Raw genomic sequence first — 15,300 nt, forward strand, 5'->3', positions numbered from 1 at the left:
CTTTGTTTGTTACACAGGGGTTAAGAAAATACTGTCTATTTTATAGGACAATCAATTCTTTAGGAGCAAGAGTCAAGACTTCACAGCCAGTTTCTGTAATCAAGAGGTCATCTTCGATCCGCACGCCAGAGAGACCTTCGATATAAATACCTGGCTCATCTGTTAAGACCATACCTGCTTGAATCGCTTCTTTAGACGTTTGGCTGAAGTATGGTTCTTCGTGGATATCTAGCCCAATTCCATGACCGATTCCATGAGTAAAGTATTGACCATAGCCGGCTGCCTCGATCACATCACGTGGGATTTTATCAAAATCACGGAAGCCAAGTCCATCTTTAGCAGCATCAATCAAGGCTTGATTGGCTTTCAAAACGGTTTCGTAAATCTCTCTTTCCTTGTCGCTGACATGTCCTGCATAGATTGTCCGTGTCATATCGCTAACATAGTGATTATACAAGCAACCAAAATCAAGGGTCAAGGCATCTCCTGCTGAAATGACCCGATCACTTGGAGTCGCATGAGGCATGGCAGAGCGTTCACCAGCTGCTGAGATAATATCAAAAGATACACCAGAAGCTCCTAACTCCCGCATTCTAAAATCTAGGAAAGTCGCTGCTTCCAACTCTGTCGTTTTCCCTACCTTGATATAGTCTAAAATATCATGGAAGGCTTGGTCAGAGATGCTACAAGCTTTTTTAATCGCCGCAATCTCGGTCTCATCTTTAATCAAGCGCAATTCCATGACAAAGTTCGCTAGGGATTGAAGGCTAATACCACTGAAAACAGAAGCCATGCGGGCATGGTAGGCCACCGTCACTTCATCCTCAAAACCAAGTTCTTTGATTCCAAGGTCCTTAACGATCTCTGCAGCTGCAGTCAACTCATCGCGGGTTTCCACAATCTCTACAAAGGGGAAACAAGTCGCATGGGCATGGATGGTGTAGCGCGAATCTGTAAAGAGTACCACGCGTTCTTCTGTCACCAAAGCGGTCCCGTTTGAACCCCAGAAATTGGTTAAATAATAAACATTTTTCAAATTGTTAATCAATACCGCTTTGAGGTTTTGGGCTTTCATTTTGTTTCTTAAGTTGCTGATCCGTTGATTCATTGTAATTTTCCTTTCAAATATTGTCCTGTGTAGCTAGCAGGATTTGCTGCTACTTCTTCTGGTGTTCCGGTCGCAATAATGGTTCCGCCACCGACACCGCCTTCGGGTCCTAAATCGATGATATGGTCTGCTGTCTTAATGACATCCAAATTGTGCTCAATCACAAGGACCGTATTGCCATCATCCACAAACCGCTCTAAGACTTTGATCAAGCGAGAAATGTCTTCGGTATGGAGTCCGGTCGTTGGTTCATCCAAGATATAGAAGGATTTTCCTGTAGAGCGCTTGTGCAATTCAGAAGCCAACTTCATCCGCTGCGCTTCCCCACCTGAAAGGGTGGTCGCTGGTTGCCCCAGCGTTACATAGCCCAAGCCCACATCCTGGATGGTCTTGAGTTTGCGTTCAATTTTTGGAATGTGCTTGAAGAATTCAACTGCCTTGTTGACCGTCATATCCAGCACTTCTGCGATATTTTTTTCCTTGTAGTGGACTTCGAGAGTCTCACTATTGTAACGACGTCCATGGCAGACTTCACAAGGAACGAAGACATCTGGCAAGAAGTGCATTTCAATCTTGATGATCCCATCTCCTGAGCAGGCTTCACAACGCCCGCCCTTGACATTGAAACTAAAGCGGCCTTTTTTATAGCCCCGAATTTTGGCTTCATTGGTCTGAGCAAAGAGATCGCGAATGTCATCGAAGACGCCTGTATAAGTCGCTGGATTAGAACGAGGAGTCCGACCAATCGGGCTTTGATCAATGTCGATCAAGCGATCGATGTGCTCAATCCCCTGAATCGTCTTGTATTTTCCTGGTTTTTCCGAATTTCGGTTGAGCTTTTGAGCGATGGCTTTTTTCAAGATGCCATTGATCAAGGTCGATTTTCCAGAACCGGAAACTCCAGTGACTGCGATGAATTTGCCCAGAGGAAAACGAGCTGTGATGTCTTGTAAGTTGTTCTCACTGGCCCCTGTAATTTCAATAGAACGGCCATTCCCCGAACGGCGTTCTGTTGGAACCGGAATCTTACGCTTGCCAGACAAATATTGACCGGTGATGGATTTACTGTTGCGCGCCACCTGTTTTGGGGTTCCAGCCGCAACGATCTCTCCACCAAAGACACCGGCACCTGGGCCGACGTCGATCAGGTAGTCGGCCTCTCTCATGGTATCTTCATCATGTTCGACGACGATCAAAGTATTGCCCAAGTCGCGCATCTTCTTAAGACTGGCAATCAGGCGGTCATTGTCCCTTTGATGGAGGCCTATAGACGGCTCATCCAAGATATAAAGGACACCAGAGAGGTTGGAACCGATCTGGGTTGCCAAACGAATGCGCTGACTTTCCCCACCTGATAAGGTCCCAGCTGATCGCGACAAGGTCAAGTAATTGAGGCCAACATTATTTAAGAAGGTCAAGCGATCTTTAATCTCTTTTAGGATCGGTCTTGCAATCGTAGCTTCATTGTCCGTTAAAACCAACTGATCCACAGCTTTTAAGTGGTCCGCAATTGATAGATCTGACACTTCCCCGATATGCATCCCCTTTTCTCCTCCGACACGAACAGAGAGAGCTTGGTCATTGAGACGGTAGCCATGGCAGGTCGCACAGGTCAATTCGTTCATATAAGAGCGCATTTGGTTGCGGGTGAAATCACTATTGGTCTCACGGAAACGACGGTGAATGTTGTTTACGACCCCTTCAAAAGGAATCTCGATATCCCGAACCCCACCAAACTCATTTTCATAGTGAAAGTGGAATTCCTTGCCATTTGAACCATAGAGAACCAAGTCCTTTTCTTCTTGAGAGAGATCTGAGAAAGGCTGATCCATATCAATACCAAAATGGATCATGGCCTGCTCCAACATCTGAGGATAGTAGTTAGAAGAGATCGGATTCCAAGGAGCAAGAGCTCCTTCGCGAAGGCTTAAGCGATCATCTGGCACCACCAAATCCAAGTCCACCTCTAGCTTAATACCCAGCCCATCACAGTCTGGACAAGATCCAAAAGGCGCATTGAAAGAAAAGAGACGGGGCTCTAATTCAGGAACGGTAAAGCCACAGACTGGACAAGCATAATGCTCCGAAAAGAGCAGTTCCTTTCCATCCATGGTATCAATCACCACATAACCGTCCGCTATCCGAAGGGCTGCCTCAATCGAATCAAAGAGACGCGAGCGGATGCCCTCTTTGATCACGATTCGGTCCACCACCACTTCAATCGTGTGCTGTTTGCTTTTAGACAGTTCTGGAACCTCTGTCACATCATAGATCTCACCGTCAACTCGAACCCGAACATAGCCGTCTTTTTGGACTTTTTCAATGATATTCTTGTGCTGGCCTTTTTTCTTGCGGATAATGGGAGCTAGAATTTGCAGGCGTTGGCGCTCTGGTAATTCCAAGACTTGATCGACAATTTGCTCAACCGAAGAAGCGGTAATAGCCCCATGTCCATTGATACAATAAGGCGTCCCTACACGCGCATAGAGCAGGCGCAGGTAGTCATTGATCTCTGTTGCCGTCCCCACTGTAGAACGTGGGTTTTTACTGGTCGTTTTTTGGTCGATGGAAATGGCTGGACTCAAGCCGTCAATAGAGTCGACATCTGGTTTTTCCATATTTCCCAAGAATTGCCGAGCATAGGCCGATAAGCTCTCCACATAGCGGCGCTGACCTTCTGCATAGAGAGTATCAAAGGCCAGACTGGACTTTCCAGAACCAGACAAACCCGTCACCACGACTAATTTGTCCCGTGGAATTTCCACGTCTATATTTTTTAAATTATGGGCGCGTGCCCCATGAATGACAATTTTATCTTGCATATTCTTACTCTAATCACCTTTTTGTTAACCTCCATTATAACAAATTTTTTAGTATTCTTTTATCCAAAACTGTCCTTTTTCTGATATAATGTTAAGGTGTAAAAAAACAAGGGGAGGCACCATGAAACAGGTCTTTTTATCGACAACGACTGAATTTAAAGAAATAGAGACGCTGGAACCCGGTAGCTGGATCAACCTTGTGAACCCTTCCCAAAGTGAATCGATGGAAATCGCCTCTGCTTTTAATATCGATATTGCAGACTTACGGGCACCACTCGATGCGGAAGAAATGTCCCGTATGACCATCGAAGATGAGTATACCTTGATCATCGTCGACGTTCCCATCAAGGAAGAGCGGAACAATCAGACCTACTACGTGACGATTCCTCTAGGGATTATCCTAACAGAAGAGGCTATTATCACGACTTGCTTGGAGAAATTGCCGCTTCTAGATATCTTTATCAACCGACGCTTGCGGAATTTCTATACCTTTATGCGGTCACGCTTTATCTTTCAGATCCTCTACCGTAACGCCGAACTCTACTTGTCAGCGCTTCGTACCTTGGATCGCAAAAGCGAGCAGATTGAAAGTCAATTGCACAAATCAACGCGTAATGAAGAGCTGATTGAGTTGATGGAGTTGGAAAAAACCATCGTCTACTTTAAGGCCTCTCTGAAAACCAATGAGCGCGTGATCAAGAAATTGACCAGTGCCACTAGCAACATCAAGAAATACCTAGAAGACGAGGATCTGTTGGAAGATACCTTGATCGAAACCCAGCAGGCCATCGAGATGGCAGATATTTATGGAAATATCCTGCACTCCATGACCGATACCTTCGCATCGATCATCTCCAACAACCAGAATAACATCATGAAGACCTTGGCCATGGTGACCATCGTCATGTCCATCCCAACCATGATTTTCTCTGCCTATGGGATGAACTTCAAAGACAATGAATTACCGCTCAATGGAGAACCAAACGCCTTCTGGCTCATCATTTTCATCGCCTTTGCCCTGACCGGGTCTCTCGTCGTCTACCTCATCCATAAAAAATGGTTCTAACACCTACTAATAACACTAAGGAGTATTTATGTCTCAATTTGATTTGAATCAACTCAGCAAGAAAAACCAAGAATTTATCCGCATCGCCAAACACCAATTGCTTGAAAACGGGAAATCAGAGGAAGAAGCAGAAAGCCTCATCCAAGAAATCCTTCCAGCTATCCATGAAAACCAAGGAAAAGGGATTCCGGCACGGACTCTTTTTGGAGCTCCAACTGTTTGGGCGAATTCTTTCAGCGAGAAAGAACGCTATGAAAAAGAGCATCCGAAATTAAACGATGCTCCCTCTCTTATGATTTTGGATTCCTTCCTCTTTATCTTTGGTGTTTTTGCTGCGATTAGCGCCTTTATGAACTTGGTCGCACCGCGTCGTACTGGCTATGGTTTGATCACCTTGATCCTTGGAAGTTTGACAGGGGCTTTGCTCTTATACCTTATGTACTACTTCTTCTATCAGTATATGGATGGCACCAAAGATCGTAGCGAGCGTCCTTCTCTTTGGAAATCCATGCCGATTCTTGTTGGAGTCATGTTCCTTTGGGTCATTGTCTTGTCCTTTACTTCCCTACTCCCACAGGTTCTCAACCCAACTATTCCAGATGTTTTTGCCATCATTTTAGGAGCTCTAGCACTTGTCCTTCGCTTCTATCTCAAGAAACGCTTTAATATTAAAAGTTCGAGCACAGCACCCACAACTCGACGCTAAAAAGAAACGGATGAAGTTTTCATCCGTTTTTGTTTTACTGTATTTCCCTGTTCAACCTTTTTGAAAAATAGAGGACTAAATCATCATTGTTTTCACAAGAACTGTAAGGGGCCAAGGGCTGATCCCTAAACCAAACTCCAGATCCATCTGGGATATAGCCCCGTTTGACATACAGTCTTTGAGCTGGGCCATAACCCGAGTGTAAACCAACCCCTAAAGTAACAATCTCTGATAGTAGCCGGACTCTTTTTTCTGCCTCCTCTAAGAGTTGATTCCCAATCCCTCGATTTCTAAATGGTTCAAAAACATTAAAATCAGATAGTTCAGGATAAACTCCCACAAAAGGGCCGTGCTTGGCAGCAGGCAATATAGTGATATAGCCTGCCACAAATCCATCCGACTCAGCTACTAATACGTCCCTCTCTCTATTCTCCTGCTCCTGAAAATAGCTAGTCAAGATATCCTCTCTACCCGGCCACTCTTGGTGGATAAAAGCTTGAGAGATGTGCTCAATATCTGCCTTTATCATCCTCCTGATGATTACACCTTCCTTCATAGTTCCCTCCTTGATACCTTTCTCCCCTCATTATAGCATAATCAGAGCTTGGGAAAGGTCAAAGAGATTCACACGGACCTAACACACTATCACATTTCTATGCTCGCAAAAAAAGATCCAAAGGGTCTGAAAAAGAGGTCCACCGGACCTCAACTCGCTCTTATATTTCCAGGCTCGTGAAAAAAAGACCCGTAAGGGCCTTACTCGCTTTTTTATTTTCAAGCTCGTGAAAAAGAGGTCCACCGGACCTGAAAAAAAGACCCACCCGGGTCTTTTCTTTAATCTTCGTTTACGAAAGGCATCAAAGCCATTACGCGAGCGCGTTTGATAGCTGTTGTTACTTTACGTTGGTTCTTCGCTGAAGTTCCAGTTACACGACGAGGAAGGATTTTCCCACGTTCTGAAACGAAACGGCTAAGAAGCTCAGTATCTTTGTAATCGACATATTCGATTTTGTTTGCTGCGATGTAATCAACTTTTTTACGGCGTTTGAATCCGCCACGACGTTGTTGAGCCATGTTTAATTCTCCTTTATAGTTTTAATTCGTTAAACCCATTCTTAGAATGGAAGATCGTCGTCTGAGATATCCATTGGATTGGCTCCAAATGGATTTTCTTCACGACCAAAGTTTGGCGCTGCATTGCTTGGTTCAGATCCACCAAAACTTGGGGTTGCATTTCCAGCAAAACCACCATTGCCCGATGAATAGCCACCACCTGCATGCCCTTCGCGTGCTGCACGGCTTTCCAATAGTTGGAAGCTGTCTGCTACGACTTCAGTGACATAAACACGTTGACCTTGCTGGTTTTCGTAATTACGTGTTTGAATGCGACCGGTAATCCCAATCAAAGCACCTTTCTTAGCCCAGTTGGCTAAGTTTTCTGCTTGCTGACGCCAGATCACACAGTTGATGAAATCGGCTTCGCGCTCTCCATTTTGACTCTTGAAGTTGCGATTGACAGCTAGGCTGAAAGTAGCAACTGCTTGATTGCTTGGAGTGTAGCGAAGTTCAGCATCACGGGTCATACGACCGACAAGTACAACATTGTTAATCATAAGTCACCTCTGATGATTTCTTACGCGTCAACTTTTACGATCATGTGACGAAGAATGTCACCGTTGATTTTTGAAAGACGGTCGAACTCGTTAAGAGCTACAGCGTCGTTCGCTTCAACGTTTACGATGTGGTAAAGTCCTTCACGGAAATCTTGGATTTCGTATGCAAGACGACGTTTTTCCCAATCTTTTGATTCAACAACAGTTGCACCGTTGTCAGTCAAGATAGAATCGAAACGTGCTACCAAAGCGTTTTTAGCTTCTTCTTCAATGTTTGGACGAATAATATAAAGAATTTCGTATTTAGCCATTGATAATGTTCCTCCTTTTGGACTAATGACCCCCTGTCTTTGCAAGGGGTAAGTGAGGTTTACTCACAAGAAACTATTATACCAGACTTTTCGAACAAAGGCAAGAATTATCTTTAGGATTTAAAAAATGATTTCTGGACGTCCCCTTCGAGAAAAAAGAAAGAAATGCCCTAAAAAATGACATTTTATAGTAGAAACTACTCCCCTTCTTCCTCTCCTTTCCTTAAAGAAAACTGATATCAGTTAGCTTTAAGCTTGAGTCTTTATACTAGCTACAACAAATCTCAAGAAACGAGGAACGATTATGAATTATCTTATCATCCCCGCCTATCAACCGGATCTGAATCTTGTCAAACTGGTTCGCTTGGTCCACGCTAAGAGCGATCTTAACATCATCGTGGTCGACGATGGGAGTGACGCTGACAAGAAAGTGATTTTTGACAAATTGGAGGGTCTTGCGACAGTTCTGACTCACGAGCACAACCAAGGAAAAGGGCAAGCTCTCAAGACTGCTTATGCCTACATTCTAGAAAGAGGTACCTATGGAAGCATTGTTACAGCTGATGCAGACGGTCAGCACAAAATTTGGGATATTTTCAGGGTTGTTAAGCAATCTCAAGAGCATCCTGGAGCACTTATTCTAGGAGCCCGCGCCTTCTCTGGAAAAGTTCCTTTGCGTTCTGCTTTCGGGAATAAATTGACCCGCTTCTTGTTTAAGCAACAAACAGGAGTGGCAGTCAGCGATACCCAAACAGGCTTACGAGCTTTTACTACGAATCTCTTGCCTTTCATGCTTGAAGTTGAAGGACAGCGCTATGAATATGAAATGAATGCTCTCCTCGCAGCAAGCAAGTCCTTCCCCATCGTGGAAGTTCCCATCGAGACGGTCTACATCAATGACAACGAAGGCTCCCACTTCCGACCTATTCGAGATGGTCTCATGATATACAAGGACATGTTTAAGTTTGCCCTCTCCTCTCTGAGTAGTTTTATCGTTGACTATCTGGTCTACGCATTCTTCCTTTTCGTGATGATGGCCGTGCCCATTAGTCTACGTATTCTCCTAGCCAATGGGATCGCTCGTGTGACGAGTTCCATCTTTAACTACTCGACCAATAAGCACCTGGTCTTTAAGAACAAAGACAGTGTCGCTAAAACTGGAAGTGGTTACTTTGGCCTAGCCCTTGGCCTCTTTATTCTCGATACGCTCTTGATTCGACTCTTCTATACTGCTTTCGGGCTCAATCTCCTGATCAGTAAGATTGTCGTTGGCTTCCTCCTCTTTCTGGTCTCATGGGTGATCCAGAAAAAAGTGATCTTCAAAGAAAGGACTGCTCCCCACCATGAAATTCTTTAAAAAATCCTACACCTATGCTGCCTGCTTTGGCCTTCTTTTGACCAGCAGTTTTAGCTACTCTATGCTCAAGACCTTTGTCTTATCCGATGCCATCCAAACCGTAAAAGCTACGACTACGGACACCAAGGCAGCCAAAAAAGCAGCTGCATCGGCTACAACAACTGATACTAGCTATTCAGATGACAATATCCAGGTAAGCCTAACAGAAAAAACGGTTGAAAATACCCAGGTTTACATTGCAGATATCACAGTCAGCTCATCTGACTACCTCAAAACAGCCTTTGCACAAAACACTTACGGAACCAACGTGACAGCCAAGACCTCTGTCACAGCTGCCAACAACAGTGCTATTCTGGCAGTGAATGGTGACTATTACGGGGCTAACAGTACAGGATACGTCATCCGAAATGGAGTGGTCTACCGCGATACCGTTCGGGAAGATTCAAGCAATGGTGACCTAGCCATTTACAAGGATGGATCCTTCAAAATTATCTATGAAGATGAGATCTCTGCGGATCAATTGGTCAAAGACGGGGTCGTCAATCTCCTCGCTTTCGGTCCTTCCTTAGTTGAAAATGGGGAAATAACTGTCGATACCAACTCAGAGGTCGGGCAATCTATGGCGTCAAATCCACGGACAGCGATTGGGATCATCGATGAAAACCACTACATTATCGTCGTGTCAGACGGACGGACTTCAGAGAGTGAAGGGCTTTCTCTCTACCAATTAGCGGAAGTGATGAAATCGTATGGCGTCAAAACAGCCTACAACCTGGATGGGGGTGGATCTTCTACCCTTTACTTCAATGGTCAAGTTATTAACAAACCAACAACAAATGGTACTATCTCAGAAAGGGCGGTGAGTGACATTGTCTATATCGGTTACTAATCCTATTAAACAACGGTTGAAAAAAACGATTCTCTGGTATATTCTGATTTCAGCTTTCTTCTTTGTCGGAAGTCGCATCTATGAACATTTTAGTTTTGGCGAAACCTCTGCCTTCATGCACTACCTCTTCTTGATTCCTTTGATCGGTGGCACCCTACTAGTGCTTCTACAGTTGATGGTGAAAGGCTTCTCTCGCCTGAGTCTCAATCTTTGGAATTCTGGAGTGGCTACGCTCACAGCCGGAGCCCTCTACCGAGGGATTGTTAACCTCTCTGGTCGATCTACTACAATGGATCAACCCTATTATTACCTTGGAGTTGCCTTTCTAGCACTAGCTCTGATCAGCCTCTTCTTTGTCCGCAGTGTCTGGGTGGAAAAAACAGCCTAAGACATGAAAAACGTCCGTTTCTTAAAAAAACGGACGTTTTTTAGGGTAAGTTAACGGATGAAGAACTTAACCTTCACGTTTTTTGCTGACTACAAAGCCTGCTAAAGCTAGTGAGGTCATGCCAAAGAGGCTAAGGACTGTGGAAGCCAATTCTTCTTGACCTGTTTTTGGAAGACCCGTTGCTGGTGTAGCAGCTACTTCTGCTTGGCCACCCGTATGATAAGTGACAGCGACTGGTTTGACACTTGCCACTTCTTTTGTTTCGCTTGCAGCTGGTTGAGCTGGAGTTACTGGGTTTTCAGGTTGAGATGTTGGGGTAGTAGGAGTCACTGGAGCTACAGGATGGACTGGATTTACAGGACTTACTGGATCAACTGGCGATGGCTGTGGTTCCTGTTGTGGTTGAGGTTCTGGAGTTGGTTTTTCTTCTTCCACTTTTTCCACAAATGTCTTGTTACCCAAGATTGAAGCAGATAACTTCTTCCCTGCCTTATTCACATCTTCGATGTATTGGATAAAGACTTCTGTATCTGGATTAATAGCACCGATCAATTTTGTATCGCGGAAGACTGAGAAGCCATCACCACCACCATACAAGAAGTCGTTGATAATCGCCTTGTAGGTCTTGTTGCGATCAATTTCAGTTCCGTCTGCCTTGTAAGCTTTCACGACCTTATAAGGATTTTCTTCCGTTGCATCGGCTGGTTTCGTATAGGTGTACTTGATCCCTGCCATTTGCAAGAAGTAAAGCTCTTTCTCATCATATTGTTGATCCAAAGCTTTGTAGATTTGGTCCCCAGTGATTTCTACTACTTGGAGGATATTTCCAAATGGTTGCACTGCTTGAGCTGCACCCCAAGTGACTGTTCCGTCTGGTTTCACCACGAGGTCTGCACGAATTCCTCCATTATTGGTGAAGGCAAAGTCAACATCTGGATAACCTGATTTTTTGGCAATATCTAGTTGCGCTGCTGTGACCAAATCTCCAACAGCACTTTCTTTTTGCGCATTCAATTCACGGGTAAATATTTCAGCTTTGTCTGCTGTACCGATTTTTGCTTCTGTTACTTTTTTAACCGTCGCATTGGCATCATCGATGATCGCTTGAACCTTGGCATCTTTTGCTTTGCCTTTCGATGGATCTACCGCAATAATCTTAGCAGTTGGAGCTTTGACAAAGTCAGCTGTATCCGTATCTAGGACCCCACGGACATCCGAGTAAGCTTTCCCTTGAGACGTACCTTGAACAATCAAGGTATTTCCAACCATCCCGTTTGTATATTGGTGGTTATGACCTGCAAAGACGATATCCACTGAGTTTTCAGGATAGATTTGGTTTAATTTTTTAATCATGTCTGCAGCAGGACCTTCTGCTACACCATTCTTACTAGTGGCAGCAACGTGGGCTAAGACAGCAATAGCATGAACCCCTTGGTCATTTAATTCACGAGCATATTTAGCAATCGATTCTGCTTCATCCAAAACCCGGTATTGTTCATGATTTTTACGCAAGACAAGATTTGGGAATTCTGTCGTAACAACCCCGATAAATCCGACTTTAACAGTCTTGTCATTGACTGGGATTTCTTTGATGGTATAAGGTTTCCAGTCAAATGGGATTTTGTTGGTATCTTTGTCAACCAAGTTGGCAATCACGACTTCTTGTTTAGAAGCTTCATGAGGATACTCATCGACGATCTTGTTGAATTGACCAGGTGTTGGGGCTTCCCCCTTCATGATCCGGTTGAATTCACCAAGTCCTTCGTCAAACTCGTGATTTCCAAGGGTTCCGTATTCAAAGTTCATTTCATTGAAGACTTTTACAGTTGGTTCATCTTGAAGGAGGGCAGAGTTGGCTGGACTAGCTCCGACCATATCTCCAGCTTGCACACGGATGCTGGCATTTGGCGTTCCGGCATTCTCCGTTTCAAAGTCTTTTTGCGAATCGTTCAAATAGGTTGCCAAAAGTGGGGCTGTTCCTGCGTTTTTCACAGTTTCGCCTTCTAAACGAGCTGTCCCTGTTTGTTCCAAGGCACCGTGGAAGTCATTAACGCCCATGAACTGTACGGGCAATTCGTCTGCAAAAACGCTATTGATCGCAAAAACACTAAGACCTGCAGCGACCGCTAGGATACTGCTTTTCAAGATAATTTTTTTCTTCATAGAATACTCCATTTTCTAATGTAGAACACTTCTCCAAAAAGGAGAACGCAGAACAGTTGATTTGCTGCAATCAGCTCTTCCATTTTACTATTTTTTCGGTTTTACTTCAATATTTTCCTAGAAACTCTTACAATTTTATTGGAAAGCGCTTGATTTCCGAACATCTATTCTCATCCTCTTACTTTTGTTACTTGCTGTTCATCACAAAAGAGGCTGGGACAAAAGTCCTAGCCTCTCAATTATTTTTGGATTGTCGAGCAAGACGCAGTGGTTGAGTGGGCTCTACTACGCTGATTTCATCAGCTTTTACAGCCCTACTCAACTGTGCGGAGGTGGGACGACGAAATCGAATTCTAACGAATTACCGATTTCTGTCCCACTCTCTTTTCTTATTTATTCACGTTTTCCCATTTCCAGTTTTGAACTTCTGGAATGTCGTCTCCGTTTTCACGGATGTAGTCATGGTGGAAGGCGATTGTTTCATCCATCTTCGCTGCAAATGCGCTTGCTGCATCTCCAAGAGCTGCATTAGCTGCATCTTGTGCCAAGTGGAAGCGATCCAACTCAGACATCACACGCATATCAAATGGTGTGGTGATATCCCCGTTTTCACGGTAACCATGTACACGAAGGTTATGGTTGTGACGGTTGAAGAAGATATCACGGATCATGCCTTCGTAACCATGGAAAGCAAAGATGACTGGTTTATCCGTTGTGAAGACTTTGTTAAATTCTTCATCTGAAAGTCCACGCGCATCAACGGATGGGTGACGCAATTTCAAGATATCCACAACGTTGACAAAGCGGATCTTCAATTCTGGGAAGGCTTTGTGCAAGATTGTGATGGCTGCAAGAGCTTCTAAGTTTGGCTCTGTACCTGCAGCTGCAATAACAAGATCTGGCTCTTCATCTGCTGAAACAGTTGATGCCCAATCGATCACCTTGTATCCTTCACGAACCAATTCTTCTGCTTCAGTTGCTGAGTAGAATTGAGGACGTGGGTGTTTAGAAGAAACAATCAAGTTGATCACATCTTCTCCCTTGAAGGCTTCATCCATTACCGCAAGCAAGCTATTGGTATCTGCTGGCAAGTATTCACGGATGTATTCAGGAGTTTTCTCAGCCAAGTGAGTCAAGATACCTGGATCTTGGTGAGTGTAGCCATTGTGGTCTTGTTGGAAAACAGTTGAAGTTGCAATCAAGTTCAAGGCTGGGTAGTTTTTACGCCATGTTGTATGTGTCTTAGACTTACGCAACCATTTGAAGTGTTGAGTGATCATAGAATCCACAACACGAAGGAAGGATTCGTAAGAGGCGAAGAATCCATGACGACCTGTCAAGACATATCCTTCAAGCATACCTTCTGCTTGGTGCTCTGACAATTGAGAGTCAATGACACGACCAGCAGGGCTCAAGGCTTCATCGTAGTCTGGTTTCATACGTCCTAACCATTGACGGCTTGTACGAGTGAAGACTTCTTGAAGACGGTTTGATTTGGTTTCGTCTGGACCGAAGATACGGAAGTTATCTGGGTTCGCATCTACCAAGTCTGCCGCATACTTACCAAATTCGATCATGTCTTGAGCCATGATTTCACCTGGTGTGTTGAATTGAAGGGCATGTTTCTTCCAATCAGCTGTGTTCATTGGTTTGATCACACCAGCATTTGTGATTGGGTTCATCGCCATGCGACGGTCACCTTTTGGTGCAATTTCCGCAATTTCAGGAACTAGTTTACCAGTTTCGTCGAACAATTCAGCTGGGCGGTAAGATTCCAACCATGAAAGAAGAGCATCGACATGCTCCATGTGGTGAGCATCTACTGGGATTGGAACTTGGTGCGCACGGAATCCACCCTCGATAGGTGTTCCTTCCCATGCTTTTGGACCAGTCCAACCTTTAGGAATACGAGCAATCAAGACAGGGTAAACTGGTTGAGTTGCTTCTTCAGCAGAACCTTTACGAGCTTCTGCTTGGACTTTCTTGATTTCTTCAATTGCTTCGTCCAATTTTTCAGCAAACAAAGCGTGTGCAGCTTCGTGGTCTTCTGAAATTGCAGTGACATTCGCAAAGATTGGCTTCCATCCAAGACCTTCAAAGAAGAGGGCCAATTCTTCGTCTGTTTTGCGTTCGAAGATGGTTGGGTTGTGGATCTTCCCACCGTTGAGGTAGAAGATTGGAAGGATAGCCCCATCGTTGACTGGGTTCAAGAAAGTATTTGACAACCAACCAGCCATCAATGGACCTGTTTCTCCTTCACCGTCACCGATAACTGTGGCAGCAATCACATCTGGATTATCCAATACAGCACCAGCAGCGTGAGAAAGGGCATAACCAAGTTCTCCACCTTCGTGGATAGATCCTGGTGTTTCAGGCGCTGCGTGAGAAGCAATTCCTCCTGGGAATGAGAAGATCTTACACAAGTGTTTGAAACCTTCTTCATTTTGTGGGATGTTTGGATTCAATTCAGTATAAGAACCATCTAAGTAAGAGTTCGATACCATTACTTGTCCACCGTGACCTGGTCCTTCAATATAGAACATATCCAAGTCGTATTTGTTGATGGCACGGTTCAAGTGAGCATAGATAAAGTTTTGCCCTGGTACAGTTCCCCAGTGTCCGATTGGGTGAGCCTTCAAGTCATTTTCAACGACTTCGCGCTTCAACAATGGGTTATCTTTCAAGTACATTTGAGCAGCTGAAATGTAGTTGGCTGCACGCCACCAAGCGTCTACTTTATCCAAGTAAGCTTTGCTGTTATAATCGACAGTCATCTTGTCTCCTCACAATTTCTAGACAGGTCTGTTGAATAACCTGTTCGTTTGATCAATAGTTTAAACAATCTGTTTTCAATCAAACAGATGATATTGAAGAAAA

The 15,300-nt window shown here is 44.4% G+C and carries 13 protein-coding genes; 5 read left to right on the forward strand and 8 right to left on the reverse strand.

Going from position 1 to position 15,300, the window contains the following annotated elements; all coding sequences use genetic code 11:
* Positions 1-40: 40 nt before the first annotated feature.
* Together RIN70_RS08240 and uvrA are read right to left on the reverse strand one after the other, a co-directional pair.
* Positions 41-1,108 (reverse strand): M24 family metallopeptidase, encoded by a 1,068-nt coding sequence (locus tag RIN70_RS08240; RefSeq protein ID WP_049482983.1) that lies wholly within the window; start codon positions 1,106-1,108, stop codon positions 41-43.
* Positions 1,105-3,930 (reverse strand): excinuclease ABC subunit UvrA, encoded by a 2,826-nt coding sequence (gene uvrA / locus RIN70_RS08245; protein WP_070586932.1) that lies wholly within the window; start codon positions 3,928-3,930, stop codon positions 1,105-1,107. The genes RIN70_RS08240 and uvrA overlap by 4 nt, the downstream gene beginning before the upstream one ends.
* A 121-nt stretch (positions 3,931-4,051) precedes the next feature.
* On the opposite strand from uvrA, the gene RIN70_RS08250 reads away from it, so the two are divergent.
* Together RIN70_RS08250 and RIN70_RS08255 are read left to right on the forward strand one after the other, a co-directional pair.
* The gene (locus tag RIN70_RS08250; protein ID WP_031576884.1) at positions 4,052-4,996 is read left to right on the forward strand and encodes a magnesium transporter CorA family protein; all 945 of its coding nucleotides are present in this window, start codon (positions 4,052-4,054) and stop codon (positions 4,994-4,996) included.
* 28 nt (positions 4,997-5,024) lie between these two features.
* Complete coding sequence (locus RIN70_RS08255) at positions 5,025-5,702, forward strand: DUF1129 domain-containing protein (protein ID WP_070586930.1); 678 nt, start codon at positions 5,025-5,027, stop codon at positions 5,700-5,702.
* Positions 5,703-5,736: 34 nt separating this feature from the next.
* Here the strand turns inward: RIN70_RS08255 and RIN70_RS08260 are convergent, their stop codons facing one another.
* The 4 genes from RIN70_RS08260 to rpsF form a co-directional block, all read right to left on the reverse strand.
* Complete coding sequence (locus RIN70_RS08260; protein ID WP_070588708.1) at positions 5,737-6,258, reverse strand: GNAT family N-acetyltransferase; 522 nt, start codon at positions 6,256-6,258, stop codon at positions 5,737-5,739.
* A gap of 278 nt (positions 6,259-6,536) precedes the next feature.
* A complete protein-coding gene (gene rpsR / locus RIN70_RS08265) occupies positions 6,537-6,776 on the reverse strand; it encodes a 30S ribosomal protein S18 (RefSeq protein ID WP_000068664.1) in 240 nt (79 codons plus the stop codon).
* 41 nt (positions 6,777-6,817) lie between these two features.
* Positions 6,818-7,315 carry a single-stranded DNA-binding protein gene (locus RIN70_RS08270; RefSeq protein WP_003008622.1) on the reverse strand — a complete coding sequence of 166 codons (498 nt, stop codon included), beginning with the start codon at positions 7,313-7,315 and terminating at the stop codon, positions 6,818-6,820.
* 20 nt (positions 7,316-7,335) lie between these two features.
* Entirely contained in the window at positions 7,336-7,626 is a 291-nt protein-coding gene (rpsF, locus tag RIN70_RS08275) for a 30S ribosomal protein S6 (protein ID WP_003005040.1), read from the reverse strand.
* Positions 7,627-7,930: 304 nt separating this feature from the next.
* Here rpsF and RIN70_RS08280 point away from each other — a divergent pair, with 304 nt between their 5' ends.
* From RIN70_RS08280 to RIN70_RS08290, 3 genes are read left to right on the forward strand one after another with little or no spacing between them, the layout of a single operon-like run.
* Positions 7,931-8,983 (forward strand): bifunctional glycosyltransferase family 2/GtrA family protein, encoded by a 1,053-nt coding sequence (locus RIN70_RS08280; protein WP_049488552.1) that lies wholly within the window; start codon positions 7,931-7,933, stop codon positions 8,981-8,983.
* Positions 8,970-9,872, forward strand: coding sequence for a phosphodiester glycosidase family protein (locus RIN70_RS08285; RefSeq protein WP_021153798.1), 903 nt, complete (start codon positions 8,970-8,972; stop codon positions 9,870-9,872). Before RIN70_RS08280 ends, RIN70_RS08285 begins: the two co-directional genes overlap by 14 nt.
* Positions 9,853-10,260, forward strand: coding sequence for a hypothetical protein (locus RIN70_RS08290; RefSeq protein WP_272144006.1), 408 nt, complete (start codon positions 9,853-9,855; stop codon positions 10,258-10,260). Before RIN70_RS08285 ends, RIN70_RS08290 begins: the two co-directional genes overlap by 20 nt.
* A gap of 66 nt (positions 10,261-10,326) precedes the next feature.
* Here the strand turns inward: RIN70_RS08290 and RIN70_RS08295 are convergent, their stop codons facing one another.
* Together RIN70_RS08295 and RIN70_RS08300 are read right to left on the reverse strand one after the other, a co-directional pair.
* Positions 10,327-12,423 carry a surface-anchored 5'-nucleotidase gene (locus RIN70_RS08295; protein WP_272144001.1) on the reverse strand — a complete coding sequence of 699 codons (2,097 nt, stop codon included), beginning with the start codon at positions 12,421-12,423 and terminating at the stop codon, positions 10,327-10,329.
* A gap of 389 nt (positions 12,424-12,812) precedes the next feature.
* Entirely contained in the window at positions 12,813-15,197 is a 2,385-nt protein-coding gene (locus tag RIN70_RS08300; protein WP_049483799.1) for a phosphoketolase family protein, read from the reverse strand.
* Positions 15,198-15,300: the final 103 nt, after the last annotated feature.

It is taken from the genome of Streptococcus parasanguinis (assembly GCF_032163505.1).
GTDB lineage: Bacteria > Bacillota > Bacilli > Lactobacillales > Streptococcaceae > Streptococcus > Streptococcus parasanguinis_V.